Genomic DNA, 24,443 nt, shown 5'->3' with positions numbered 1-24,443 from the left:
ACCGGACGCTCAACGTGCCATGACGTTAACCACCACATGCAAAATGAACGCAGGCCCGTAACAAGGTTTCCCCTGCTCATCCTCGATTCTCCAGACTGAAGCCACCGTACAAGTCTCCCTGGGTGCTGCAAATTCCACACTGATATGCACCGGCTGGCCCGGCAGCGTATCGGCAATCGGGAGCTCGCTGTGCAGGCTGCGCAGATGAATATCCATCACTACCTCCAACTGGCCTTGTGGATCTGCGCGGCGGGCAATAACGTATTCCCCATCAACACGCACCAGTCGTCGCCCGCGCCAGGGTCGTGTGCCCAGGTTCTGAATCTCCCAGGTTTTCTGAAAAACTTCCCCCGGCAACACGACGGTTTGATCAGGCGTCGTGACATCGGCATTGAACACCGCAACGTCCTCCGGATCATCAATACCTGCAGCCCGATTGGTGGTAGCCATTGAGCACGCATTACCGGGCGCACCTGTCAGGTCAGCGAAGTAGCGAAACAGCAGCAAGGGAGAAACCTGCAATGCCTTCGCCAGCTTGATCAGCGTGCGCACCGACGGGTCCCTGGAAGCTCCAGCCGATAGACCGTACAGGTAGGTTCTGGAAATTCCCGCCTCCTTGGCCAGCGCAGTCAGGGGCTTGCCCAACTCTCGGCTGCGCCGTGCAACCAGCGACCTGAGGGTATCTCGCGTTCTTATATTCATACGAAGTTTGCGGTTCCCATTTTTAGGTGAACGTCATTTCTTTGTCCGCCAAAAAAGACAACCTGTCCGCCGCCACGTGTCTTGAACCATGCACACTCGCCGCCTGCTGGCGAAGTTGTGAAGGACATGGATGGGGCCCTTTTAGTCAGCCATATCCAGTGTCGTAGTTTCTCGCCTGCTTGCGAACCCAGTGTTTGTTGCATTCCTTTACATCTACCTTTGGATATAGCCATGAACCACATCAAAGCGTGCTGTAAATCCGTTGCTCAAACAGGCTTTGGCACCCTGCAAATATCAGAAGCGATGCTGCTGGATTACAAAAAATCGTTGAGGGATACTCCGCAATATCGCCAGCCACCAAGGCCTCGTTTTCCTTCGCGAAAGACACCGATGGATTTTTCCCCTTTGGCGCTGAGTACTCGAGCCTTGAGGATCAGCCAGACCTGTGTGAGCGATTTTGTTACTGGCCTGCGCATTCATCAAAACGAAGAGCGTTTGAATTCACACGAAGTGAATTTTTTGCCGCCGTTAATGCTTTTGAACAACAGATCAGCGAGCTTGCCCAGGAATTGATGGACGGAATTTGCGCGGAGTTTGGAGCCACTTCGTTGAACTCTTTGCGTGCAACGTCCTATCTGCAACTGTGTGTCTATGGAGCTAATTCCGGGTCGGGTCAGCGCCAGTTTGCTCAGGACCCTCATGAGGATGGTCATCTGTTGTCATTTATCAAGCCGACTCGTGATGGCCTCGTCCTGGTTCGAGGCAGCTCGCTGGAGCCGGTACGCCTCTTGGAGAACGAGGTTGCAATCTTGGCCGGATCGTTACTGACTGACCTCTCAGACTATGCAATTCCCGCTGCATACCACGCGGTTCTGACTCCTCGGAGACCAATGCCACGCAGCTCTCTCATTTACTTCGTCAACCCTGATGCAGAGCAGGAACTGAGAGGCTTTTTCCGCCACCAGCCGATCGACTTGAAAAGCGCCGCCAACGCGCGCCATACCGGTTTCGGTAATCAACCCCTTCAATTGAACTGATACCCAGGCGGTCGAGCACTTCATGACTCCAGACCTCAACGTCTTTTATCTCGAAGGTCTTCTACTGGGCATCGGACTGTTCGCCGCTCCTGGACCGAAGGACACCCTGGTTATTCGCCAGGGTGTCAGTCGCAGCCCTGTCTGGGGTGTGGTGGCGGTATGCGTGTTCGCCGATATCATCCTCATCGCTCTTGGGGTCATGGGCTTGGGCTCGTTGCTCGGCAGCAAGCCAGGTTTGGTGGCGTTACTGCTGCTGTCGGGAGCGGCCTATCTGTTGTGGTTTGGCTGGCAGCGGTTATTGGCTTGTGTGCGTAACCAGTCGATGCCAGATACTCAAAGCAACCTCACCTCACAGCGCGGATTACTGCGCACGGCGGTGATACTTGGATTTGCCAATCCGTATGCTTGGCTGGATACCGTGGTGCTAATTGGCTCTATTGGTGCGGCAAAGCCCGTCAGCCAACAAGCGTTCTTTGCCGGCGGAGCAATGACCGCGTCGCTGGTATGGTTTGTGGTTTTGGCGTTGGGATGCCAAAGGTTGACGGGGCTATTTCGTTCGGCAAAGGTCTGGCGTTTGTTGGACGCCGGCGTGGTGATTTTGATGGTGTACCTCGCGGGTATGCTGATTGCTGATTTTCATCTGCTGCAGCGTCTCTGAACGGGAAAGCGCCCTCACCACAGGGGCCTTTCATTTCTCATGGAGAATGCGCCACTCAGGCCAACCCGGACTCCACCAGCAGCGCCTCAAGTCCCATCAAATCCGGCACCTTCGCCACATGCTCCCCCACCTGCACCGCTGCCAGTTCCAGCGGGCACAGCGGCACGTCCACATAGCTCAACTCGCTGTCGAGCTTGTACGACCGCGGAATACCCTGGATCACCAGCGCAATAAACTTCAACGTCGGCCGCCCGCCCAGCGCATTCAACACCACGATCCGCGAGCGTTCGCCGGTCACGCTGGCCTCGCCGCACACGGCTTCGAAACTGATCAACGGAATCTGCCGATCCCGCCACGTCACTTGCCGCAAATACCACGGCGGTGCGTCGCTGGCCGGTTCGCCGCGTTGGAAGTCGATCAACTCGGCGATGGCGACGTTGGGCAGTACCAGGTGACGGTCGGCCAGGGGCAGCAGCAGGCCGGTGAGTTGGCTGGTGCGGTGGTCAAGCATGGGACTTGCTCCAATAGGCGATGCTTTCCAGCAGCACCGACTCTTGATACGGCTTGCCGAGGTATTCGTTGACGCCGATCGCCATGGCGCGGTCGCGGTGTTTCTGGCCGGTGCGGGAGGTGATCATGATGATCGGCAGGCGCATCAAGCGCGGGTCGTTGCGCACTTGCGTGGCCACTTCAAAGCCGTCCATGCGCGGCATTTCGATGTCGAGCAGCATCAAGTCCGGGGTGTGTTCTTCAAGCACAGCCAGGGCGTCGATGCCGTCTTTGGCAGTGAGCACGTTCATGCCGTTGCGCTCCAGCAGCCGGCTGGTGACTTTGCGCACGGTAACCGAGTCGTCCACTACCAGCACCAGCAAGGGGCGTTTTTTCAGCGGGTCGTTGAGGATCAGTGGCGCATCCACCGACTGCGCCGGCAAGGCCGGTTGGCGGGCGCGGATATGCGCCAGCAAGTCGATAATCAGCACCACGCGGCCGTCGCCGAGGATGGTCGCGCCGGACAAGCCTTGCACCCCCGCGAACTGCGGCCCCAGGCCCTTGACCACGATTTCCCGCGTGCCGGCCATGGCATCCACATGCACCGCCACACGCCGCTCATTGCACTGCACCAAGAGCACCGGCACCGGCTGGTACTGGCCCAGCAGTTTCGGACGGGCCACGGTATGCAGCAGGTCGCCGAGGTAAAACAGTTCGTAGCGCTGGCCTGCGTATTCATAACGCGGCGGATCTTGCTGGTAGTGCCCCGCCAGCTCATGGGGCAGCACACGCACCAGCCCTTCGATGGTGTTGAGCGGGATTGCGTATTGGTCGTCGGCGCATTGCACCATCAGCGCGCGGTTGACCGACACGGTGAACGGCAGACGAATCCGAAAATGCACGCCCTCGCCCGGCGTCGACTCAATGAACATCGAGCCGCCGAGCTGGCGCACTTCTTCATGCACCACGTCCATGCCCACGCCACGCCCGGAAATCTGCGTGATCTTTTCCGCAGTGGAAAACCCCGGCTGCAAGATGAACTGCAACACGTCGCGGTCGCTGATCTCTTGATGAGGGGCGAGCAACCCGCGCTTGATCGCCTTGCGCCGCACCGCTTCGAGGGGCACGCCGGCGCCGTCGTCGCGCATGTCGAAAACGATATCGCCGCCTTCGTGGGTCAGGTCCAGGGTGATGCGGCCCTTTTCCGGCTTACCGGCCAGCAGCCGCACATCGCGGGACTCCAGGCCATGGTCAACGGCGTTGCGCAGCATGTGCTCCAAGGGCGCCGCCATGCGTTCAAGCACGTTGCGGTCCATCTCACCCTCGGCATTGCCGACGATGAATTCCACGTCCTTGCCCAACTCGCCCGCCACCTGGCGCACGATGCGTTTGAGGCGCGGCAACATACGCTCGAACGGCACCATGCGCGTGCGCATCAGGCCTTCCTGCAACTCGGTGTTGATGCGTGCCTGTTGCTGCAACAGGTCGTGCGCATCCTCGTTGCGACGGTCGAGGGTGTCCTTCAGGTCGAGCAGGTCGGAGGCGGATTCGGACAACGCGCGGGACAGTTGCTGCAACTGCGAATGGCGGTCCATCTCCAACGGATCGAAGTCTTCGTAGCCCAGGCGTTCGGCCTCGGCCTGTTGGCGGCTGAGGATGCGACCTTGGGTTTCGGTGTCGAGGCGGCGCAGTTGATCACGCATTCGCTCAATGGTGGTTTCCACCTCGTTCAACGCAATGCGCGCGTCGTTGACCTGCTGTTCGATGCGGCCACGGAAGATCGAGGTTTCACCCGCCAGGTTGACCAGATCGTCCAGCAGGTCGGCGGAGATTTTCACCATGTCGGCGGTAGGATCAGCGACCGCTTCGGCCTTGCCTGCGGGCAACGCCACCGGCACCACTGGCTCTACGCTGGGGTGCACCAGGCTTTTGATGCGTTCGATGAGCTTGTCCACTGAGCCCACCGGCATCCCATCCGTCACGGCGTCGATCATCTGCGCCAGGCGGTCATGGCAGCCTTGCAGCAGCGCGAACAGCTCAGCCGACGGCGCGAGCAAACCGGCGGACAGCCCTTCGTACAGAAACTCAAGCTCATGGGCCAAGTCACCAATCGGCCCGATCTCGACCATGCGCGCGCCGCCCTTTAGGGTGTGCAGGTCGCGCAACAGGGTTTCGACTTCCTGGCGATTGTTCGGCTCGGCCTGCCAGCGCAGCAACGCGCTGCCCGAGCTGTCGAGAATGTCGGCCGCTTCTTCGAGGAAGATATCCAGCAATTCCGGGTCGGCGCCCGCCGTTTCAGGCGCTGGCGCCTGGGTCGCGGGCGTACTGCTCTGTCGCAGCTCACGAAGCTTGGCAACCAGCTCGACGCTGTCGCTCAAGGGCTGGTGGTGGTGCAGTTCTTCCAGCTGCAAGGCCAGGTGTTCATGGCTGGCCATCAGCACTTGAGACAACTCGGCGCTGTAGCTGTAGCGACGGTCAACCAGGCCTTCGTAAAAGCATTCCAACTCATAGGCCAGATCGCCCACCGGGCCGATTTCAGCCATGCGCGCGCCGCCCTTGAGGGTGTGCAGGTCGCGCTGCAACGAGGACAACGGTGCAGCGTTTTCGGGTTCCAGCAGCCAGCGCTTGAGGGACTGCCCGGCGCTGTCGAGAATGTCCACGGCTTCTTCGAGGAAGATCTCGACGATCTCATCGTCCATCGCCGTTTCATGCTCCAACTGCGCGGTGGCGGCACCGAGTTCAGCGATGCTCAGGGCGCGGTTACCGTCACTTTTGATCAGGCCGGTGGCGGACGGGTCCAGGGCTCCGTCCAGCAATTCGCGCAGGGCCTCGACCCGTGCCGGGGCCAGGCTGATTTCCTGCCCGGCGGCCAGTTGGTCAAGCATGTTGATCAGCGCTTCATGGGCCTGTTCGGCCTCCCGGAAAAACCGCTCGCTGACGGCCAGACTGCTCTCTTCCACCGCGCCATAGAGGTCGAGCAAGGCTTCGCACAGTTCGTCGATAGGATGCAGGTCGGCGATGTGTGCCCCTTCTCCCAGCGTGGTCAGTTCATCCAGCAACGCCGTGAGTTCCTGGCGCTCGCCAGGGTGCTGTTGCCAACGACGCAGCAGGCTTTCGGCGTCGAGCAGGATATCCATGCCCTGGGCCAGGAAGTTGGTGATCAGTTGCGGGTCACGCTTGATGCGCAAGCCGGTGTTGGGCGCGTCGAGCAGCGTTGCCAACTGATGGTCAAGCAGGGCTTGGGTGCGGCCAATCAAATCGGCCGCGCCCCTGATCGGCACCAGAGGGTCGCGATCCAGTTGGCGTAAGCCACGCTGGAACAGAGCTTCGGCTTCCAGCAGTAACTCCACCTCGTCCAGGTCCAGCGGCAGACGATGGGCCTTGTATTCGCGTGTCAGGTGATCCAGTGGGCGCACCAGCTCGGCAATCGGCAACACGCCGGCCATGTACGCACTGCCCTTGAGAGTATGCAGCGCGCGTTGCAGCTCATCGCTGACCTGCAGCGGCACATGCTCGGCGGCCTGTTGCAGGAAGTGGTTGAGGCTGTCCAGATGGCTCTGGGCTTCGTTGCGGAAAATTTCCAGCAGCATCGGGTCGTGGGGTTCGCCAGCAGATAGGGCGCCGCCGCTGGCATAGGCGTGGGCGCGAGCGGCCAAGGCGTCGACCTCGTCGCGTTGGTGTTGGTCGTCCGTCGCAAAGTCGGAGATCAACTCCGGCAGCAGGGCCACGGCGTCATCCAGCACCTGCTGGATCTCGGGGCCTAGGGCCACACTGCGTTCCAGCACACGGTTCAGCAGGTTTTCAACAGCCCAGGCCAACTCGGCCAGGACAAGGGCGCGCACCATGCGACCACTGCCTTTCAACGTGTGGAAAGCGCGGCGCATTTCGCCTTGGGCGGTTTTGTCCGCGCTGTTGGGCAGGTGGCGGTGCAGCACTTCGAGAACTTCGTCAGTCTCTTCAAGGAAGACTTCGCGTAGTTCATCGTCGATAGGCGCTTCATCGGCTGGCGGCGGCAGCAGACTACCGGGGCGTTGCAGGGCCGGCGGGTTGAGGCGCGAGGTAGGGTTGGCCAGTGCGTCGAACTGCGACTGGCTGGGCGTGACCTCGCTCGACAACGCACCATCGGGAGCGACCAGCGCCTGGCGCCAGGGTTTCTCGGCGGGCAGGTAGCCCAGCGTCGCCAGGCTTTGGGTGGCCAGTTCCAATACCCGTTCACCCGCCGCGTCGGGGTCTTGGAGCATGCGTTCGAGGTAGTACTCCAAGCTGCTGATCACATCGGCAAAATGCTCCAGTTGCGCCTCTGCCGGCGGGCCTTCGCTGACCATCAACTGCTCATCGACGTAGTCGGCGCACCCGCGCATCAGGCTCGCTGCACGCGGTAGCGGAATCATCGCCAACGCGCCACGCACCTGGCTCAGCAACTCCGGCAGCGATTCCAGGCGCCGACGGTCCCAGTCGGCTTCCATGCAGTCGATCACCAGCTCTTTAGACTGCTTCAGGCACTGGCAGCACTCACGGATCACCAACTGGTGAATCTGGGTCAGGTCGGTAGTGGGCAGGCGGCTTTCTTCGCGGCTTTCCGGCTCGACGGTGCCGGCCATTCCGGCCAAGGTGGCTTCGACGTAGAGCAGCGCGCCAGCGACATCCATCAGCACGGCGTCGTTGGGTTCGCGTTGGCCTTGGGCCAGGCTCAGTACTACCGCAAGCTGGTCGATGATGACTTTGCGCGGCTGGCCGAACCCCAGCACCGCCAAGGTATCGGCGATCTGCCGCAGCGGCGCCAGCAGCGCATCAAGGTCGCTGGTGTGTTGGCGGTCGCTGCGCACGAACAGGTCGAGGCGTTCCTTGACCCGCACCAGTTCCTCGCACAACGCACCGAGCACTGAGCCCATGGCATTGCGGTCCGGCCCGGCCAGGCGGGCGCGCTCGGCGTCGACCACCGTGCTGTCGGGCAAGGCTTCATCCAGGCCGTAGCGCTCTTTCAGGCTTTGCATGCGCGGCGTTGGCCGGGTGACTTTAGCGACGTAGAACAACAGGCTCTTGAGCAACTCATCCGGCGCAGATTGGTTGATGCCGCCTATGCCCTGGGCGAGCAGGCGCTTGAGTTGTTTGTCACTGGCCTTGAGCAAGCTGCGCAAAGCCGGGCTGTTGGCGACCACACCGGTGAGCATGCCCTCGACCAGCGCCGAAGCCACTTGCCACAACGGCAACAACGGCGCGCCCTGGCAGAGGGCTTCGAGGCGTGCGAACACCCGCGCCATGTCTTCCAGATTGCTTGGGCCGTGGTCTTCACGCAGCAACCCGGCCAACGCCTGTTGCAGCAACTGGTGCCATTGACGCAATTGCTCATGCAGCTCAGGCGGCGCGCGCTGGGTCAGGGTTTCATCGGGCAGCGGCGCGATCGACAGCAATTGTGGGCTGAACAGGCTGGTTTCCGAGAGCAGGCTTTCACCCCGTGCGCTGCGTAGGTCGTTGAGCAGCGGCAGCACCACCAACGGCAGATCGCGGCGGGCGCTGTGCACGCGGTCGAGGTACAGCGGCAGTTGGCCGAGGGCCTGTTGCAGAAGACGGATGCTTTCATCGCGCTGACTGACCCGCCCGGCCTTTAGCGCAAGGGCCAGTTCTTCGATCTCTTCGGCCAGCAGCGCTGCACCGTAGAACTCGACCATTTGCAGCGCACCATGCACCTGGTGGATACCGGCCAGGCATTGGCTGATCACGTCATCGTCATGGGTTTCGACAAACGCATCCAGCGCCGAACGGGCCTGTTTCAGGGTTTCGGCAATGTCGCCCTTGACCCATTCGAGGGCCACGTAGTCGTGCCGATCAACCATAACTGCTCCGCTTAGAATTCGTGGGTTGCCTGGATCTCCAGACAGATGGAGATCACATGTGGGAGGGGCGGTGCGACGATTCGACTTGCCCCCTCCCACACTTTGACTGCATTTCAATCATCAACCTGTTTGGCCGCAGGCAAGGTGAAACCCGAGACCGACCTGCGCAACTGGCTCGCCATCTTCGCCAAATTGCCGATGCTTTCGGCAGTGGCGGTGGAACCCGACGACGTCTGCGTAGTGATTTGCTGGATCACGTTCATGGTCAGGGAGATCTGCCCTGCCGACGACGTCTGTTGCTGCGCCGCATTGGAGATGCTCTGGATCAGCGCCGCCAAGGTCTTCGATACGCCTTCGATCTCTTCCAGTGCCACGCCCGCGTCTTGGGCCAGCCGTGCACCGCGCACCACTTCGGTGGTGGTCTGTTCCATGGAGATGACCGCCTCGTTGGTGTCGGTCTGGATCGCCCGCACCAGGGTTTCGATCTGGCGCGTGGCAGCCGACGAGCGCTCGGCCAGTCGCTGCACTTCATCGGCCACCACCGCAAAACCGCGCCCGGCATCCCCGGCCATGCTCGCCTGGATGGCGGCGTTGAGGGCGAGGATGTTGGTCTGGTCGGCGATGTCGTCAATCAGGCTGACGATGTCGCCAATCTCCTGGGACGATTCACCCAAACGCTTAATGCGCTTGGCGGTGTCCTGGATCTGTTCGCGGATGTTGTCCATGCCGTGGATGGTGTTGTGCACCACCTCATTGCCCTTGTTGGCGATCTCTACCGAGCGCTCCGCCACTGCCGAAGATTCGGCGGCGTTGGCCGACACTTGGTCGATGGATTGGGCCATCTGATTGATTGCGGTGGAGGCTTCGGCGATCTGCTGGGCCTGATGCTCGGAGGCCTGGGCCAAGTGCATGGCGGTGGCCTGGGTGTCTTGCACAGCACCGGCGACCTGACCGGCGGTGAGGTTGATCGTCGCGACCAAATCGCGCAGTTGGTCCACGGAATAGTTGATCGAGTCGGCGATGGTGCCGGTGAAGTCTTCGGTCACCGAAGCCGTCACAGTGAGGTCACCGTCGGCCAGGTCTTCGATTTCATCCAGCAAGCGCATGATCGCGTTTTGGTTGCGCTCGTTCTTCTCGGCGGTCTCGTGCAGTTGGCGGTTGGTCTCACGCACCATCACCAGGCCAATCAGGATGATCGAGGCCAGCGCCAACAGGCCCAGCACATACCCGCCAATGGTGTCGAAACTGCGCCCGCTGGCGAGGTTTTCGAACCCGATAGCCAAGTGCGAGGCTTCATCAAGCAGGGTTTGCGACAGGTTGAAAATATTGCTCGCCGAGGCTCGCACCTGGAACAGCTGCGGCGAGGTTTCGAGGATTTCATCCACGGAGCCAGAGACAAATTCGAACAGCTCGGCAATGTCCGCCAGCCGCGCGCGGGCATCGTGGTCTTCGACTTGGGTGATGCGCAGCCCAGGGTTGCCGTTGAGCATGCCATTGAGGACCTGACCAAAGCGGGCGGCATCACGGCCAAAGGTGTCGGCGGCCTGCGCGGCGGTTTCGTCGCCGGCCAGCACGGTGTTGACCGCACCCAAGATACGTTCGGCCAGCAGCGACTGGCGTTGGGCCAAGGCCACCTGGCTGGCCGGGGCGCCACGTTGCAGCAGGATGTCGACGACCTTCTCCGACTCCATCTGCAATTGCGGTACGGTTTCAGCGAGGGTCGCAGCCACTTGGTGCAGGGACAGTACGGTCTGCTCGCTGGCGAGGATCGCGTCGGTGTTTTTCAGCAGCGCTTCCCAATCGGTCTGCACAGCACGCATCTCGGCACGGACCGCACTGGGTGCCGCGGGCAAGCCGGTTTGCGGGTCGCCTTTTTTCAGGTAGCCCCAGCGCTGGGCAAAATCGTTTCGCGCATCTCCCAACAGCTTGAAAGCAGCGGCCTTGCCGGCGGCGGCTTCGGTGGCGTTCTTGGCAATGCGTTGGGACAGCACGCGCAGTTCACCGGCGTGGCCGATGTACTGTTTGTCGTAGGTAGACTGGGTGTTGAGGTACGCGAAGTTGGCGAACAGCAGCATGATGAACACGATCAGTGCGATAAACAGCACGATGATCTGTGAACGGCTGCGCGAGCCGGCCTGGGGTTTGGGCGTGGTAGCGGTGGTCATGCGGCGACATCCATGAAGCCTGGGGCCTGGGCCAGGGCGAAGGGGCTGAAGACCTGCCACAGCGGATCACCCTCGAAGTGACCCTGGATAAACGGCGCGCCAGGGCTGGTGTTCGCCAGCAAGGCGTCTTGTGCAAAATGCTGCATCCCCACCACCTCATCCACCAGCAGCCCGACAAACAGATCGTTGTATTCCACCACCAGCACCCGCCGTTGCTTGCGCGCCTTGGACAGCGCAAGGCCGAGGAAGCCACCCAGGTCCATCACCGGCAGCAGGCGCCCGCGCAGGTTAGCAACCCCTTTGACCCAGGCCTTGACCCCAGGCATTAAAGTGCAACGTGGTTCATGCAGGACTTCGGCCACTTCGCCCATGGGCGCCACATACCAATGTTGCCCCAGGCGAAAGCCGATACCGCTCCAGCGTTGCAGGCGGGTTTCCTGGGACGGCAGGTCGGCGGCCAGCAGGCGGCAGCGGCGGTCGATGTCCAGCAGCAGCTCAAAGGCGGTTTGCGACTCGGTCATGATGGCGTGCCGTCAGCCGGCCAACACCTTGTTCAGGGTGGCGATCAAGGTTTCTTCGTCCACAGGCTTGGTCAGGTAGTCCTTTGCACCCTGGCGCGCGCCCCAGATCTTGTCGGTTTCCTGATCCTTGGTGGTGATGATGATGATCGGGATGCCGTTGGTTTCCGGCTCCTTGGACAGTTGGCGAGTAGCCTGAAAGCCATTGAGGCCAGGCATCACGATGTCCATCAGCACTGCGTCGGGCTTTTCCTGGCGAGCCAGGGCCACGCCGTCCGCACCGTTCTCGGCCTTGAGGACTTGGTGGCCGTGCTTTTCCAGCATGCCGGTGAGTTTGTACATTTCGGTCGGCGAATCGTCGACGATCAGAACACGTGCCATGGTTTTCCCCACTACATTGGTCGGCGCCGGCCCTCGTGGGGCGGCGTCAGTGTGCTTGTTCTACTGCGGCGAACCCCGGCACATAGGCCTTGATTGCACCCAGCAGTTCTTCCTTGCTGAAAGGCTTGGTCAAAAACTGATCGACACCCACGATGCGCCCCTTGGCCTTGTCGAACAGACCGTCCTTGGAGGACAACATGATCACCGGAATCGACTTGAACGCCGGGTTGTTCTTCACCAGGGCGCAGGTCTGATAACCATCCAGGCGCGGCATCATGATGTCTACAAAGATAATGTGCGGGTGATGATCAACAATCCGCGCCAGGGCATCGAAACCGTCGATGGCCGTAATGACCTCGCACCCCGAGTTCTTCAACAGCGTCTCGGCGGTGCGGCGGATCGTTTTCGAATCGTCGATCACCATCACTCTCAAGGCGTTGGAATGCTGTTCCATATCTGCTCTACCATCGCCACAGCGAGTCGGTTTTCGGTGTGTACTGCCTGATGTTGCACAGGATGATCGCCGCAGGCCTTGGATTTCAAGGGCTGCTGCGCTGTGGCAGTCTTTTTAGCACAGTCTCGGAGAGCAATCTATCGAGGCACCCGCCAGGTGGTTTTTCCTTGACCCACAACAGCCGCAGCGCCACTCTGACGCCACTTTTATGCGCCCAATTTGCTAGAGGAAATCCCCCATGAGCGTTCGCGTCGGCATTGTCATGGACCCTATCGCCAGCATTTCCTATAAAAAGGACAGCTCGCTGGCCATGCTTCTGGCCGCCCAGGCCCGCGGCTGGACCCTGTTCTATATGGAGCAGCGCGATCTGTACCAGGGCGACGGCGAGGCCCGCGCGCGCATGCGCCCGCTGCAGGTGTTCGCCAACCCGGAAAAATGGTTCGAGCTTTCGGACGAAATCGACAGCCCCCTGAGCGACCTGGACGTGATCCTGATGCGCAAGGATCCGCCGTTCGACATGGAATTCGTCTACTCCACCTATCTGCTGGAGCAGGCCGAGCGCGCCGGCGTGCTGATCGTCAACAAGCCGCAAAGTCTGCGCGACTGCAATGAAAAGCTGTTCGCCACGCTGTTCCCGCAGTGCACACCCCGACCGTGGTCAGCCGCCGCGCCGATGTGCTGCGTGAATTCGCCGCCAAACACGGCGATGTGATCCTCAAGCCGTTGGACGGCATGGGCGGTACGTCGATCTTCCGTCACCGCGCAGGCGACCCGAACCTGTCGGTGATCCTGGAAACCCTGACCGCCCTGGGCACCCAGCAGATCATGGGCCAGGCTTACCTGCCGGCGATCAAGGACGGCGACAAGCGCATCCTGATGATCGACGGCGAACCGGTGGACTACTGCCTCGCGCGTATCCCGGCGGCAGGCGAGACCCGAGGCAACCTGGCGGCAGGTGGGCGCGGTGAAGCACGGCCTTTATCGGATAAGGATCGCTGGATCGCTAGCCAAGTTGGCCCGACCTTGCGGGAAAAAGGCCTGCTGTTTGTAGGCCTTGACGTAATTGGTGAAAATCTCACCGAAATCAACGTCACCAGCCCGACCTGTATTCGCGAGATAGACAATGCATTTGGCACGAACATCGGCGAAATGCTGATGGCCGCCATTGAGCGCAAGCTCGCAGCCAAGTGATATAGAACAGCCGGACACACACCAACATTGCGTTATCATGCGCCACCTGTGAAACGCGCGATGTTGGTTCTTTTGTCATGACACTCCCGTCCGATCTGCCCCCCGAACTCTCCCACAGCGGCGTGCGCCCGGCTGATCGGCTCGGATTTACCCTGTTTCTGGCTGCCTTGATTCATTTGGCCTTGCTCCTTGGCGTGGGCTTCACCATGGTCGAACCCAAGCAGATCACCAAGACCCTGGAAATCACCCTGGCCACGTTCAAGAGTGAAAAGAAGCCCGAGAAGGCAGATTTTCTAGCCCAGGACGATCAACAGGGCAGCGGCACCCTCGATAAGAAAGCCATCCCCAAGACCACCGAACTGGCGCCGTTCCAGGACAACAAGGTCAATAAAGTCACGCCACCTCCTGCGCCGAAGCCCGAGGTCAAGCAGGCTACGCCCAAGCCTACGGTGGCCACCATCGCACCCAAACCGCAAAAAGCCCCGGTCCAACGCGAAAAGACCAAGACCGAGCCGCAGCCGGAGCCCGTCAAACCGGCGCCTACCTTCGACAGCTCGACCCTGTCCGACGAAATCTCCAGCCTGGAAGCCGAACTGGCTAACGAACAGCAGTTGTACGCCAAGCGCCCACGCATCTACCGCTTGAATGCCGCCTCGACCATGCGCGACAAAGGCGCCTGGTATAAAGACGAGTGGCGTAAGAAGGTCGAGCGCATCGGCAACCTCAACTACCCGGAAGAAGCGCGGCGCCAGCAGATCTACGGCAACTTGCGTCTATTGGTATCGATCAACCGCGACGGCACCTTATATGAAGTGCAGGTGTTGGAGTCCTCCGGCCAACCGCTGCTGGACCAGGCCGCCCAACGCATCGTGCGCCTGGCCGCGCCGTTTGCCCCGTTTACCGGCGACCTGAATGACGTGGACCGCCTGGAAATCATCCGTACCTGGAAGTTTGCCAAGGGCGATCGGCTCTCCAGCAACTGATCAGACATGTCCTGCCACAGGTAACTCCAGCTTGTCAGTTCGCCCCTCCAACGCCACACTAGCGGACATGAAAAATGTCAGCCCGACCTACCTCAAGCACCAATTCCTGATCGCCATGCCCCATATGGCCGACCCGAACTTTGCGCAGACCTTGACCTACATCGTCGAGCACACGGCCAATGGTGCCATGGGGTTGGTGGTGAACCGCCCGCAAGCGCTGAACCTGGCCGATATCCTTGAGCAACTGCGTCCGGAGATCGATCCGCCGGCCCGTTGCCAATCGGTGCCGATCTACATCGGCGGGCCGGTACAAACTGATCGCGGCTTTGTGCTGCACCCGACCGGGCCGACGTTCCAGGCCACGGTGGACCTGGACGGTGTGTCGCTGTCCACCTCCCAGGACGTGTTGTTCGCCATCGCCGACGGTGTAGGCCCAGAGCAAAGCGTGATCACCTTGGGGTACGCCGGTTGGGAAGCAGGGCAACTGGAGGCCGAACTGGCCAGCAATGCCTGGCTGACCTGCCCCTTCGACGCCGACATCCTGTTCAACACGGCCAGTGAACTGCGCCTGGAAGCGGCCGCCGCCAAGTTGCGGGTCAACCTCAGCCTGCTGACCAGCCAGGCGGGGCACGCCTGATGGCCTTGCGTCTGATCCTCGGTTTTGACTACGGCACCAAACAGATCGGCGTAGCGGTCGGCCAGGTGATCACCGGCCAGGCCCGCGAGTTGTGCACCCTCAAGGCCCAGAACGGCATACCGGACTGGAATCAGGTCGAAGCCCTGATCAAGGAATGGAAGCCCGACGCGGTGGTGGTCGGCCTGCCCCTGAACATGGACGGCACCCCCAGCGACATGTGCCTGCGCGCCGAAAAATTCGCCCGTCGCCTCAATGGTCGTTACAACATCCCCTTCTATACCCACGACGAACGCCTGACCACCTTTGAAGCCAAGGGTGAACGCCGCGACCGTGGCGGTCAGAAGGGCAGTTACCGCGACAACCCCGTAGACGCCATCGCCGCCGCCTTGCTGTTGCAGGGCTGGCTGGACGAAAACACCGCTTTATTTGAATCCTGACTGACGCGGCTTGCCGCGTCTTCTTACGTTTGAGCCCGGAACTTGCCTACAGCAAGGCCTTGAAGGAGCCACCATGAGCCTGCCCAATCCCGCCGAACTGATCAGCCAGATGGCATTACGCCTCAAAGCGCACCTGGAACACCGCGGAATCAGCGAACCGCGCTTTATCGGCATTCGCACCGGCGGTGTGTGGGTCGCTCAGGCGTTACTGGACGAACTGGGCAGCGACTCGCCACTGGGCACCCTCGACGTGTCCTTCTACCGTGATGACTTCAGCCAGAACGGCCTGCACCCGCAAGTGCAGCCCTCGGCCCTTCCGTTCGAAGTCGAAGGCCAGCACCTGGTGTTGATCGACGACGTGCTGATGAGCGGCCGTACCATCCGCGCCGCCATGAACGAACTGTTCGACTACGGCCGCCCGGCCAGCATCACGCTGGTCTGCCTGCTGGATCTGGACGCCGGCGAGTTGCCTATCAGCCCGGATGTGGTTGGCGCGACCCTGTCGCTGCAAGCCCAGCAACGGGTAAAATTGTCCGGTCCAACGCCGCTCGAACTCGAACTGCAAGACCTCGCCCTTTAAACCGCCTTGTAAAGAGTCCCCGCGATGACGCCTCTAGATGCCAAGCGCCCGCTGCAGCTCAATGCTCAGGGCCAGTTGCAACACTTTTTGTCCCTCGACGGTTTGCCCCGCGAACTGCTCACCGAAATCCTCGACACCGCCGACTCATTCCTCGAAGTCGGTGGCCGGGCGGTGAAGAAAGTCCCGTTGCTGCGCGGCAAAACCATCTGCAACGTGTTCTTCGAAAACTCCACCCGCACTCGCACCACCTTTGAGCTGGCGGCCCAGCGGCTGTCGGCCGACGTGATCACGCTGAACGTGTCCACTTCGTCGGCGAGCAAGGGCGAAACCCTGCTCGACACCCTGCGTAACCTGGAAGCCATGGCCGCCGATATGTTCGTGGTGCGCCACGGCGACTCCGGCGCCGCGCACTTCATCGCCGAGCACGTGTGCCCGCAGGTGGCGATCATCAACGGCGGCGACGGCCGTCACGCCCACCCGACCCAAGGCATGCTCGACATGCTCACTATCCGTCGGCACAAGGGCAGCTTTGAAAACCTATCGGTGGCCATCGTCGGCGACATCCTGCACTCGCGGGTAGCACGCTCGAACATGCTGGCCCTGAAAACCCTGGGTTGCCCGGACATCCGCGTGATCGCGCCGAAAACCCTGCTCCCCATCGGCATTGAGCAGTACGGCGTGAAGGTCTACACCGACATGGCCGAAGGCCTCAAGGATGTAGACGTGGTGATCATGTTGCGCCTGCAACGCGAGCGTATGTCCGGTGGTTTGCTGCCGAGCGAGGGTGAGTTCTACCGCTTGTTCGGCCTGACCACCGCGCGCCTGGCCGGCGCCAAACCGGATGCCATCGTGATGCACCCGGGTCCGATCAACCGAGGGGTGGAGATTGAGTCGGCGGTGGCCGATGGCAATCAGTCAGTAATTCTCAACCAGGTGACCTACGGCATCGCCGTGCGCATGGCGGTGTTGTCCATGGCCATGAGCGGGCAAACCGCGCAACGTCAATTCGAGCAGGAGAACGCCCAGTGAAGCTCAGCATTCTTGGCGCTCGCGTTATCGACCCGACCAGTGGCCTGGATCAAGTCACCGATCTTCATCTGGAAGCCGGCAAGATCATCGCCATCGGCGCCGCTCCCAGCGATTTCAGCCCCAGCCAGACCATCGACGCCAAAGGTCTGGTGGCCGCGCCTGGGCTGGTGGACCTGAACGTCGCCCTGCGCGAGCCGGGTTACAGCCGTAAAGGCAGCATCGCCAGCGAAACCCGCGCCGCTGCGGCCGGTGGCGTGACCAGCCTGTGCTGCCCGCCGCACACCAAGCCGATCCTCGATACGTCGGCCGTGACCGAGCTGATCCTCGACCGTGCCCGCGAAGCTGGCAATTGCAAAGTGTTCCCCATCGGCGCCCTGAGCAAAGGTCTGGAAGGCGAACAACTCGCCGAATTGATCGCCCTGCGCGACGCTGGTTGCGTGGCCTTCGGCAACGGTCTTGAGAGCTTCCGCAGTACCCGCACCTTGTGCCGCGCCCTGGAATACGCGGCCACCTTCGATCTGACGGTGATCTTCCACTCCCAGGACCGCGACCTGGCCGAAGGCGGCTTGGCCCATGAAGGCGCCGTCGCCAGTTTCCTCGGCCTGCCGGGTATTCCGGAAACCGCCGAAACCGTCGCTCTTGCCCGTGACCTGCTGCTGGTGGAACAAAGCGGCGTACGCGCGCACTTCAGCCAACTCACCAGTGCCCGGGGCGTGGCCCTGATTGCACAGGCCCAGGCTCGCGGTCTGCCGGTGACTGCGGATGTGGCGCTGTACCAATTGATCCTCACGGATGAAGCGCTGATCGACTTCTCCAGCCTGTACCACGTGCAACCGCCCCTGCGCACCCTGGCCGACCGTGACGGTTTGCGTGCCGCGGTCAAATCCGGTGTGGTTTCGGCGATTTCCAGCCACCACCAGCCACACGAGCGCGATGCCAAGCTCGCACCGTTTGGCGCGACCGAGCCGGGGATCAGCAGTGTGGAGCTGTTGCTGCCACTGGCGATGACGCTGGTGGAGGATGGCCTGCTCGACTTGCCGACGCTGCTCCAGCGCCTGAGCGCCGGCCCGGCCGAAGCCTTGCGCCTGCCGGCCGGCAACTTGGCCGTGGGTGCCGCAGCGGATCTGGTGCTGTTTGACACGGCCAGCTCCACGGTTGCCGGGGAGCACTGGCTGTCCAAGGGTGAAAACTGCCCGTTCATCGGCCATAGCCTGCCGGCGAGCGTGCGCTACACCTTGGTGGATGGGCGCATCAGCTACCAGGCCTAAAGCGGGCACGCAAAAAAAGTGGGAGGGGGCTTGCCCCCGATTGCAGTGGGTCAGCAATAAATGAGCTGACTGATCCACCGCTATCGGGGACAAGCCCCCTCCCACATTTAGTTCTCTATAAAGCCTGAGAAATCAGCGTCCCCCGTTGCGCTCTGCATTGCGGATCGAAACCTGGGTATTCAACGTCCAGAAGTCATACAGCACCCCCACCAGGAACAAGCCACCGGTCAGCAGGTAGATCAAGCCGGTGATCCATTTGCCCTGGTACATGCGGTGCACGCCGAACACCCCCAGAAACGCCAACAGAATCCACGCCACGTTGTATTCGATGGGACCGGCGGTAAAACGCAGGTCGGCTTCACGGTCCATGGCCGGGATCAGGAACAGGTCGATCAGCCAGCCGATACCCAGCAGGCCAAGGGTAAAAAACCAGATCGTCCCGGTGACAGGTTTGCCGTAATAAAAACGATGCGCGCCGGTAAACCCGAAAATCCAGAGCAGGTAACCGATCACCTTGCTGTGGGTGTCTTGTTGCGGCCTAACCTGTTGATAGGTGTTCATGACGTACCTCTTTTGCTTCGATAGATAAATTTTTTCATTTTCTTTGTGACTTTTTTACGGGCGCCCGACGTACGGCAAGTGGTATCTTCACTGCCCTGAAAGCCTTATGCCACCTGACTTGTGTAGGACAATTGCGGCGAATCGTCGCGTATTTCCTGATTTTGACGTCAAGGTTCAGTCGACAAACGGCCTGAGAACGACACAAAAAGCTGTTATAAAGTTGCGCGCAAACCCATAAGAGCCACGCCTAATGCGACCATTTTTAAAGACATGGCTAACCATTTGCCTATTAATGCCACTGGCCGCCCACGCCACCAATCGTGAGCAACGACTTCCGAACGTTAACGGTTTCACCCCTAAAGTCCACAGCACGCCAAGCACTGCCAAATCGGTAAAGCCGACCGTCAGCCGCCCGACTCAATTGAGCAAGGCGCACGGTAAAGCAGTTCCCGGCCTCGTGGCAGTCAACACCAAGCAAAGCAGCAACGTCCTCAGCCGCGCCGTAAACGTGCTCGGTACACCTTATCGTTGGGGCGGCAGCAGCCCAAGTAAAGGGTTCGACTGCAGCGGCCTGGTGAAATATGCGTTCAACGACGTAGCCGCCGTGGATCTGCCGCGCACTTCCAATGCCATGGCCGCCGGCCACGGGCAGAAGGTTGATCGCAAGGACCTGAAACCAGGTGATCTGCTGTTCTTCAAATTGAAGAGCCGCCAGGTCAATCACGTTGCCATCTACTTGGGCAATGACCGTTTTATCCACGCACCGCGTCGTGGCAAGTCGGTCAGCATCGACACGTTGAAAAAGCCGTTTTGGGACAAGAACTACGTGATTGCCAAGCGGGTTCTGCCGAAAGAGCAGAACACCTTGCGAGTGGTTCAACGCTGATTTCAAGCTGAAATGCAGTCGTCAATGTGAGAGGGGGCTTGCTCCCGATAGCGTTGGATCAGTCAGTTTATCTGTACCTGACCTACTGCAATCGGGAGCAAGCCCCCTCCCACATTTGGATCTCCTTATATCTCCCGATCTTAGATATCCCCAGGCACCCTCGCCTTCTCCAGCGCCTCTTCCCGGCTGATCACGCCCTGCGTGACCAACGCCTTCAAACTCATATCCAATGTCTTCATCCCCAACGCCCCGCCGGTCTGGATGGCCGAGACCATCTGCGCCACCTTGTCCTCACGAATCAGATTACGAATGGCTGGCGTGCCCAACATGATTTCATGGGCCGCCACGCGCCCGCCGCCGAGCTTCTTCACCAGCACCTGTGACACCACCGCCTGCAACGACTCCGACAACATTGAGCGGACCATGGCCTTTTCGCCGGCCGGGAACACGTCGACCAGCCGATCCACGGTCTTTGCCGCGGAGGTAGTGTGCAAGGTGCCAAATACCAGATGCCCGGTTTCAGCCGCCGTCAGGGCCAGGCGGATAGTTTCCAGGTCACGCAGTTCGCCCACCAGGATCACATCGGGGTCTTCACGCAGCGCCGAACGCAGGGCTACCGAAAAACTGTGGGTGTCGCGGTGCACCTGGCGCTGGTTGATCAGCGCGATTTTCGGCCTGTGGATAAATTCGATAGGGTCTTCGAGCGTAAGGATGTGCTGGCGCCGATGCTGATTGAGGTAATCGATCATTGCCGCCAGAGTGGTGGACTTGCCGGAGCCAGTGGGTCCGGTCACCAGCACCAGGCCACGTGGCAATTGGGCGATGCGTTGGAACACCGCCCCGAGACCCAGGCTATCCAGGCTCTGGACTTCGGCCGGAATAGTACGAAACACCGCGCCCATGCCGCGATCCTGTTGGAATACGTTGGCCCGGAAGCGCGCTACACCCGGCAGCTCGAAGGCAAAATCCGTTTCAAGAGATGTTTCGAAATCCTTTTGCTGGTATTGATTGAGCAAAGGGCTCAATAAATCCGCGACTTGAGGGGCAGAAAGCACCGGCCAATCCATCTGCCAGACTTCGCCATCGATTCGCCACATCGGCGCCAGCCCCGCCGACAGGTGCAGGTCGGAGGCGCCACGGCGCACGCCGGCCACCAGTAATTCAGTGATATCCATAGGGCTTTCCATTTCCAGTAGAATGCCGCGGACTCCATATCCACGGGCGCATCTTGAATGTCGACGATAGCAGACAACATCGGCCTGGTTAGCCAGCGCATCCGCGCCGCAGCCGACGCCGTGCAACGTGACGCAAGCAGCATCCACCTGCTGGCCGTGAGCAAGACCAAACCCGCCCAAGCAGTGCGCGAAGCCTATGCCGCCGGGCAGCTCGAATTCGGCGAAAACTATCTGCAGGAAGCCCTGGGCAAACAGGCTGAATTAACCGACCTGCCCTTGAGTTGGCACTTCATCGGCCCCATTCAATCGAACAAGACGCGCGCTATCGCCGAGAACTTCGCTTGGGTGCACTCCGTGGACCGCCTCAAAATTGCACAACGCCTGTCTGAACAACGCCCGGCCGACCTGCCGCCGCTGAACATCTGTATCCAGGTCAATGTCAGCGGCGAAGCCAGCAAGTCCGGCTGCACGCCCGCCGACTTGCCGGCCCTGGCCAATGCCATCAGTGCCCTGCCGCGCTTGACGCTGCGTGGCCTGATGGCAATCCCCGAGCCGACTGAAGATCGGACCGAGCAAGATGCAGCGTTCGCTACCGTTCGCGACCTGCAAAACAGCCTGAACCTGCCGCTCGACACGCTTTCCATGGGCATGAGCCACGACCTTGAGTCGGCCATCGCCCAAGGCGCCACCTGGGTGCGGATCGGTACCGCCCTATTTGGCGCCCGTGATTACGGCCAGCCGTGAAATGGCTGACCTCCCTCTGAATAAGGACCTGTCATGAGCAACACGCGTATTGCCTTTATCGGCGCCGGTAACATGGCGGCCAGCCTGATCGGCGGCCTACGGGCCAAGGGCCTGGACGCCGCGCAGATCCGCGCCAGCGACCCGGGCGCCGACACCCGTGCGCGCGTCAGCGCCGAGCACGGTATCGACACCTTTGCCGACAATGCCGAGGCCATCCAAGGCGTCGACGTGATCGTGCTGGCGGTCAAGCCACAAGCCATGAAGGCCGTGTGCGAAAGCCTGCGCCCAAATCTGCAACCGCATCAGTTGGTGGTGTCCATCGCTGCCGGCATAACCTGCGCCAGCATGAAGAAGTGGCTGGGGGCCCAGCCCATCGTACGTTGCATGCCCAATACCCCGGCTCTGCTTCGCCAAGGCGTGAGCGGTTTGTATGCCACTGCCGAGGTCAGCACCGAACAACGTGACCAGGCCCAAGAGCTGCTGTCCGCCGTGGGCATTGCCCTGTGGCTGGATCAGGAACAACAACTGGACGCGGTCACCGCCGTCTCCGGCAGCGGCCCGGCATACTTCTTCCTGCTGATTGAAGCCATGACCGCCGCCGGCGTGAAACTCGGCCTGCCACGGGAAGTCGCTGAGCAACTGTCCGAGCAGACCGCCTTGGGCGCCGCGAAGATGGCCGTGTCCAGTGATGCGGATGCCGCCGAGCTGCGCCGTCGCGTGACCTCACCAGGCGGCACGACGCAGGCCGCCATTGAATCGTTCCAGGCCGGGGGCTTTGAAGCCCTGGTGGAAAAAGCATTGGGTGCCGCTGCGCACCGATCGGCCGAAATGGCCGAACAACTGGGCAACTAAGGAGCCAATATGATTGGTTTGAACACCGCAGCCGTCTACGTGCTGCAAACCCTCGGCAGCCTCTACCTGCTGATCGTGCTGTTGCGTTTCGTGCTGCAACTGGTACGTGCCAACTTCTACAACCCGCTCTGCCAGTTCATCGTCAAGGCGACCCAGCCGCTGCTCAAGCCGTTGCGCCGGGTGATCCCGAGCCTGTTCGGCCTGGATATGTCGTCGCTGGTGCTGGCGATCCTGGTGCAGTTGGCCTTGATGGCGCTGACACTGCTGCTGACGTACGGCACCACCGGCAATTTCATACAGTTGCTGATTTGGGCAATCATCGGCGTGACCGCGCTGTTCCTGAAGATTTTCTTCTTCGCCTTGATCATCAGCGTGATCCTGTCCTGGGTCGCCCCGGGTAGCCACAACCCTGGCGCCGAACTGGTGAACCAGATCTGCGAGCCCGCCCTGGCGCCATTCCGCCGCCTGCTGCCGAACCTGGGCGGCCTGGATATCTCGCCGATCCTGGCGTTCATGGTGCTCAAGCTGCTGGACATGCTGGTGATCAACAACCTGGCCACCATGACCGGGATGCCAGAGATTCTGCGCCTGCTGATCTGACGCAAACAAATGAGGGAGGGGCTTGCTCCCTCCCTCATTTCGCAGCGCGCAGGCCTTTGCTTGCCGCTGGATGCAGTGGTCTTTAGACTTACGCCTCATTTAAACGAGAGCAGGGTCGATGCCAGCTGCCTTCCCCCCCGATTCTGTTGGTCTGGTCGTGCCCCAAGTGGCGCACTTCAGCGAACCCCTGGCCCTGGCCTGCGGCCGTTCTCTGCCCGCCTACGACCTGATCTACGAAACCTATGGCCAACTGAACGCCACGGCGAGCAACGCCGTGCTGATCTGCCACGCCTTGTCCGGTCATCACCACGCAGCAGGCTTCCACAGTGCCGACGAGCGCAAGCCCGGCTGGTGGGACAGCTGTATCGGTCCCGGCAAGCCCATCGACACCAACAAATTCTTCGTGGTCAGCCTGAACAACCTCGGCGGCTGCAACGGCTCCACTGGCCCCAGCAGTATCAACCCGGAAACCGGCAAGCCGTTCGGCGCCGACTTCCCGGTGCTGACCGTGGAAGACTGGGTACACAGCCAAGCGCGTCTTGCCGATTTGTTGGGCATCAACCAGTGGGCCGCCGTGATCGGTGGCAGCCTGGGCGGGATGCAGGCACTGCAATGGACCATCACCTACCCTGATCGCGTACGCCATTGTCTGGCTATCGCCTCGGCCCCCAAGTTGTCGGCGCAAAACATCGCCTTCAACGAAGTGGCGCGCCAGGCGATCCTCACCGACCCCGAGTTCCACGGCGGTTCGTTCCAGGAAGCGGGCGTGATTCCCAAGCGCGGCTTGATGCTGGCGCGGATGGTCGGGCATATCACCTACCTGTCCGATGACTCCATGGGCGAAAAATTCGGCCGTGGCCTCAAGAGCGAGAAGCTCAACTACGATTTCCACAGCGTCGAATTCCAGGTCGAAAGCTACCTGCGTTATCAGGGCGAGGAGTTCTCCGGGCGTTTCGATGCCAACACCTATCTGCTGATGACCAAGGCCCTGGACTATTTCGACCCGGCGGCCAACCACGACGATGACCTGGCGAAAACCTTCGAAGGCGCCACGGCCAAGTTCTGCGTGATGTCGTTCACCACCGACTGGCGCTTCTCCCCGGCCCGCTCCCGCGAGCTGGTGGATGCACTGATGGCCGCACGCAAAGACGTGTGCTACCTGGAAATCGATGCGCCGCAAGGCCACGACGCCTTCCTGATTCCGATCCCGCGTTACTTGCAGGCGTTCGGCAATTACATGAACCGGATTACAGTGTGAGAAC

The 24,443-nt window shown here is 61.0% G+C and carries 23 protein-coding genes and 1 pseudogene; 15 read left to right on the top strand and 9 right to left on the bottom strand.

Going from position 1 to position 24,443, the window contains the following annotated elements; genetic code table 11:
• Positions 1-9: 9 nt before the first annotated feature.
• Entirely contained in the window at positions 10-702 is a 693-nt protein-coding gene (locus AB4N82_RS11830; RefSeq protein ID WP_032884114.1) for an NBR1-Ig-like domain-containing protein, read from the bottom strand.
• A 231-nt stretch (positions 703-933) separates the two neighbouring features.
• Between AB4N82_RS11830 and AB4N82_RS11825 the strand changes: the two genes are divergently transcribed.
• Genes AB4N82_RS11825 through AB4N82_RS11815 form a run of 3 tightly spaced genes read left to right on the top strand, consistent with a single transcriptional unit; the run spans position 934 to position 2,397 of the window.
• Complete coding sequence (locus AB4N82_RS11825; RefSeq protein WP_460104949.1) at positions 934-1,275, top strand: hypothetical protein; 342 nt, start codon at positions 934-936, stop codon at positions 1,273-1,275.
• 35 nt (positions 1,276-1,310) lie between these two features.
• Positions 1,311-1,739 (top strand): hypothetical protein, encoded by a 429-nt coding sequence (locus tag AB4N82_RS11820; RefSeq protein WP_460104948.1) that lies wholly within the window; start codon positions 1,311-1,313, stop codon positions 1,737-1,739.
• Between the two features lie 22 nt (positions 1,740-1,761).
• Positions 1,762-2,397: a LysE/ArgO family amino acid transporter gene (locus tag AB4N82_RS11815; protein WP_032884116.1), complete on the top strand. Its 636-nt coding sequence runs from the start codon at positions 1,762-1,764 to the stop codon at positions 2,395-2,397.
• Between the two features lie 55 nt (positions 2,398-2,452).
• On the opposite strand, the gene AB4N82_RS11810 is transcribed toward AB4N82_RS11815, so the two are convergent.
• The 6 genes from AB4N82_RS11810 to pilG form a co-directional block, all read right to left on the bottom strand.
• The gene (locus AB4N82_RS11810) at positions 2,453-2,908 is read right to left on the bottom strand and encodes a chemotaxis protein CheW (protein WP_010207210.1); all 456 of its coding nucleotides are present in this window, start codon (positions 2,906-2,908) and stop codon (positions 2,453-2,455) included.
• Positions 2,901-8,720, bottom strand: a complete 5,820-nt coding sequence (locus AB4N82_RS11805) for an Hpt domain-containing protein (RefSeq protein WP_122763930.1) — start codon at positions 8,718-8,720, stop codon at positions 2,901-2,903. The genes AB4N82_RS11810 and AB4N82_RS11805 overlap by 8 nt, the downstream gene beginning before the upstream one ends.
• Before the next feature lie 113 nt (positions 8,721-8,833).
• Positions 8,834-10,885: a methyl-accepting chemotaxis protein gene (locus AB4N82_RS11800; protein WP_032884120.1), complete on the bottom strand. Its 2,052-nt coding sequence runs from the start codon at positions 10,883-10,885 to the stop codon at positions 8,834-8,836.
• The gene (locus tag AB4N82_RS11795; protein WP_032884121.1) at positions 10,882-11,406 is read right to left on the bottom strand and encodes a chemotaxis protein CheW; all 525 of its coding nucleotides are present in this window, start codon (positions 11,404-11,406) and stop codon (positions 10,882-10,884) included. Before AB4N82_RS11795 ends, AB4N82_RS11800 begins: the two co-directional genes overlap by 4 nt.
• A 12-nt stretch (positions 11,407-11,418) precedes the next feature.
• Positions 11,419-11,784 carry a twitching motility response regulator PilH gene (gene pilH / locus AB4N82_RS11790; RefSeq protein WP_014720320.1) on the bottom strand — a complete coding sequence of 122 codons (366 nt, stop codon included), beginning with the start codon at positions 11,782-11,784 and terminating at the stop codon, positions 11,419-11,421.
• 46 nt (positions 11,785-11,830) lie between these two features.
• The gene (gene pilG, locus AB4N82_RS11785; RefSeq protein WP_095185125.1) at positions 11,831-12,238 is read right to left on the bottom strand and encodes a twitching motility response regulator PilG; all 408 of its coding nucleotides are present in this window, start codon (positions 12,236-12,238) and stop codon (positions 11,831-11,833) included.
• A gap of 238 nt (positions 12,239-12,476) precedes the next feature.
• Here pilG and gshB point away from each other — a divergent pair.
• From gshB to AB4N82_RS11750, 7 genes and pseudogenes are all read left to right on the top strand, one after another.
• Positions 12,477-13,429, top strand: a pseudogene (gshB, locus tag AB4N82_RS11780) (glutathione synthase).
• Between the two features lie 77 nt (positions 13,430-13,506).
• On the top strand, positions 13,507-14,412 hold the full coding sequence (locus AB4N82_RS11775) for an energy transducer TonB (protein WP_122763931.1): 906 nt from the start codon (positions 13,507-13,509) through the stop codon (positions 14,410-14,412).
• Positions 14,413-14,479: 67 nt separating this feature from the next.
• A complete protein-coding gene (locus AB4N82_RS11770; protein ID WP_032884125.1) occupies positions 14,480-15,049 on the top strand; it encodes a YqgE/AlgH family protein in 570 nt (189 codons plus the stop codon).
• A complete protein-coding gene (gene ruvX / locus AB4N82_RS11765; protein WP_003176676.1) occupies positions 15,049-15,486 on the top strand; it encodes a Holliday junction resolvase RuvX in 438 nt (145 codons plus the stop codon). The genes AB4N82_RS11770 and ruvX overlap by 1 nt, the downstream gene beginning before the upstream one ends.
• A gap of 73 nt (positions 15,487-15,559) precedes the next feature.
• On the top strand, positions 15,560-16,066 hold the full coding sequence (pyrR, locus tag AB4N82_RS11760; RefSeq protein WP_095185129.1) for a bifunctional pyr operon transcriptional regulator/uracil phosphoribosyltransferase PyrR: 507 nt from the start codon (positions 15,560-15,562) through the stop codon (positions 16,064-16,066).
• A 24-nt stretch (positions 16,067-16,090) separates the two neighbouring features.
• Positions 16,091-17,095: an aspartate carbamoyltransferase catalytic subunit gene (locus AB4N82_RS11755; RefSeq protein WP_015886339.1), complete on the top strand. Its 1,005-nt coding sequence runs from the start codon at positions 16,091-16,093 to the stop codon at positions 17,093-17,095.
• Positions 17,092-18,363: a dihydroorotase gene (locus tag AB4N82_RS11750; protein ID WP_122763932.1), complete on the top strand. Its 1,272-nt coding sequence runs from the start codon at positions 17,092-17,094 to the stop codon at positions 18,361-18,363. The genes AB4N82_RS11755 and AB4N82_RS11750 overlap by 4 nt, the downstream gene beginning before the upstream one ends.
• 132 nt (positions 18,364-18,495) lie before the next feature.
• Here the strand turns inward: AB4N82_RS11750 and AB4N82_RS11745 are convergent, their stop codons facing one another.
• The gene (locus tag AB4N82_RS11745) at positions 18,496-18,924 is read right to left on the bottom strand and encodes an NINE protein (protein ID WP_122756282.1); all 429 of its coding nucleotides are present in this window, start codon (positions 18,922-18,924) and stop codon (positions 18,496-18,498) included.
• Positions 18,925-19,174: 250 nt separating this feature from the next.
• Between AB4N82_RS11745 and AB4N82_RS11740 the strand changes: the two genes are divergently transcribed.
• A complete protein-coding gene (locus AB4N82_RS11740) occupies positions 19,175-19,810 on the top strand; it encodes a C40 family peptidase (protein WP_032884130.1) in 636 nt (211 codons plus the stop codon).
• A gap of 140 nt (positions 19,811-19,950) precedes the next feature.
• Here AB4N82_RS11740 and AB4N82_RS11735 read toward each other — a convergent pair whose 3' ends face one another.
• Positions 19,951-20,985, bottom strand: a complete 1,035-nt coding sequence (locus AB4N82_RS11735) for a type IV pilus twitching motility protein PilT (RefSeq protein ID WP_122763933.1) — start codon at positions 20,983-20,985, stop codon at positions 19,951-19,953.
• Positions 20,986-21,042: 57 nt separating this feature from the next.
• Between AB4N82_RS11735 and AB4N82_RS11730 the strand changes: the two genes are divergently transcribed.
• From AB4N82_RS11730 to metX, 4 genes are all read left to right on the top strand, one after another.
• Entirely contained in the window at positions 21,043-21,729 is a 687-nt protein-coding gene (locus tag AB4N82_RS11730; RefSeq protein WP_032884134.1) for a YggS family pyridoxal phosphate-dependent enzyme, read from the top strand.
• Between the two features lie 33 nt (positions 21,730-21,762).
• Positions 21,763-22,581: a pyrroline-5-carboxylate reductase gene (gene proC, locus AB4N82_RS11725; protein ID WP_032884136.1), complete on the top strand. Its 819-nt coding sequence runs from the start codon at positions 21,763-21,765 to the stop codon at positions 22,579-22,581.
• Between the two features lie 9 nt (positions 22,582-22,590).
• Positions 22,591-23,181 (top strand): YggT family protein, encoded by a 591-nt coding sequence (locus tag AB4N82_RS11720; protein ID WP_032884137.1) that lies wholly within the window; start codon positions 22,591-22,593, stop codon positions 23,179-23,181.
• Between the two features lie 118 nt (positions 23,182-23,299).
• Complete coding sequence (metX, locus tag AB4N82_RS11715; protein WP_095185132.1) at positions 23,300-24,439, top strand: homoserine O-succinyltransferase MetX; 1,140 nt, start codon at positions 23,300-23,302, stop codon at positions 24,437-24,439.
• The last annotated feature ends 4 nt before the right edge of the window (positions 24,440-24,443 follow it).

The organism is Pseudomonas sp. H1_D04 (assembly GCF_054683855.1).
Note: the sequence above shows the minus strand (reverse complement) of the source record. Positions and strands in the feature narration are given on the sequence as shown.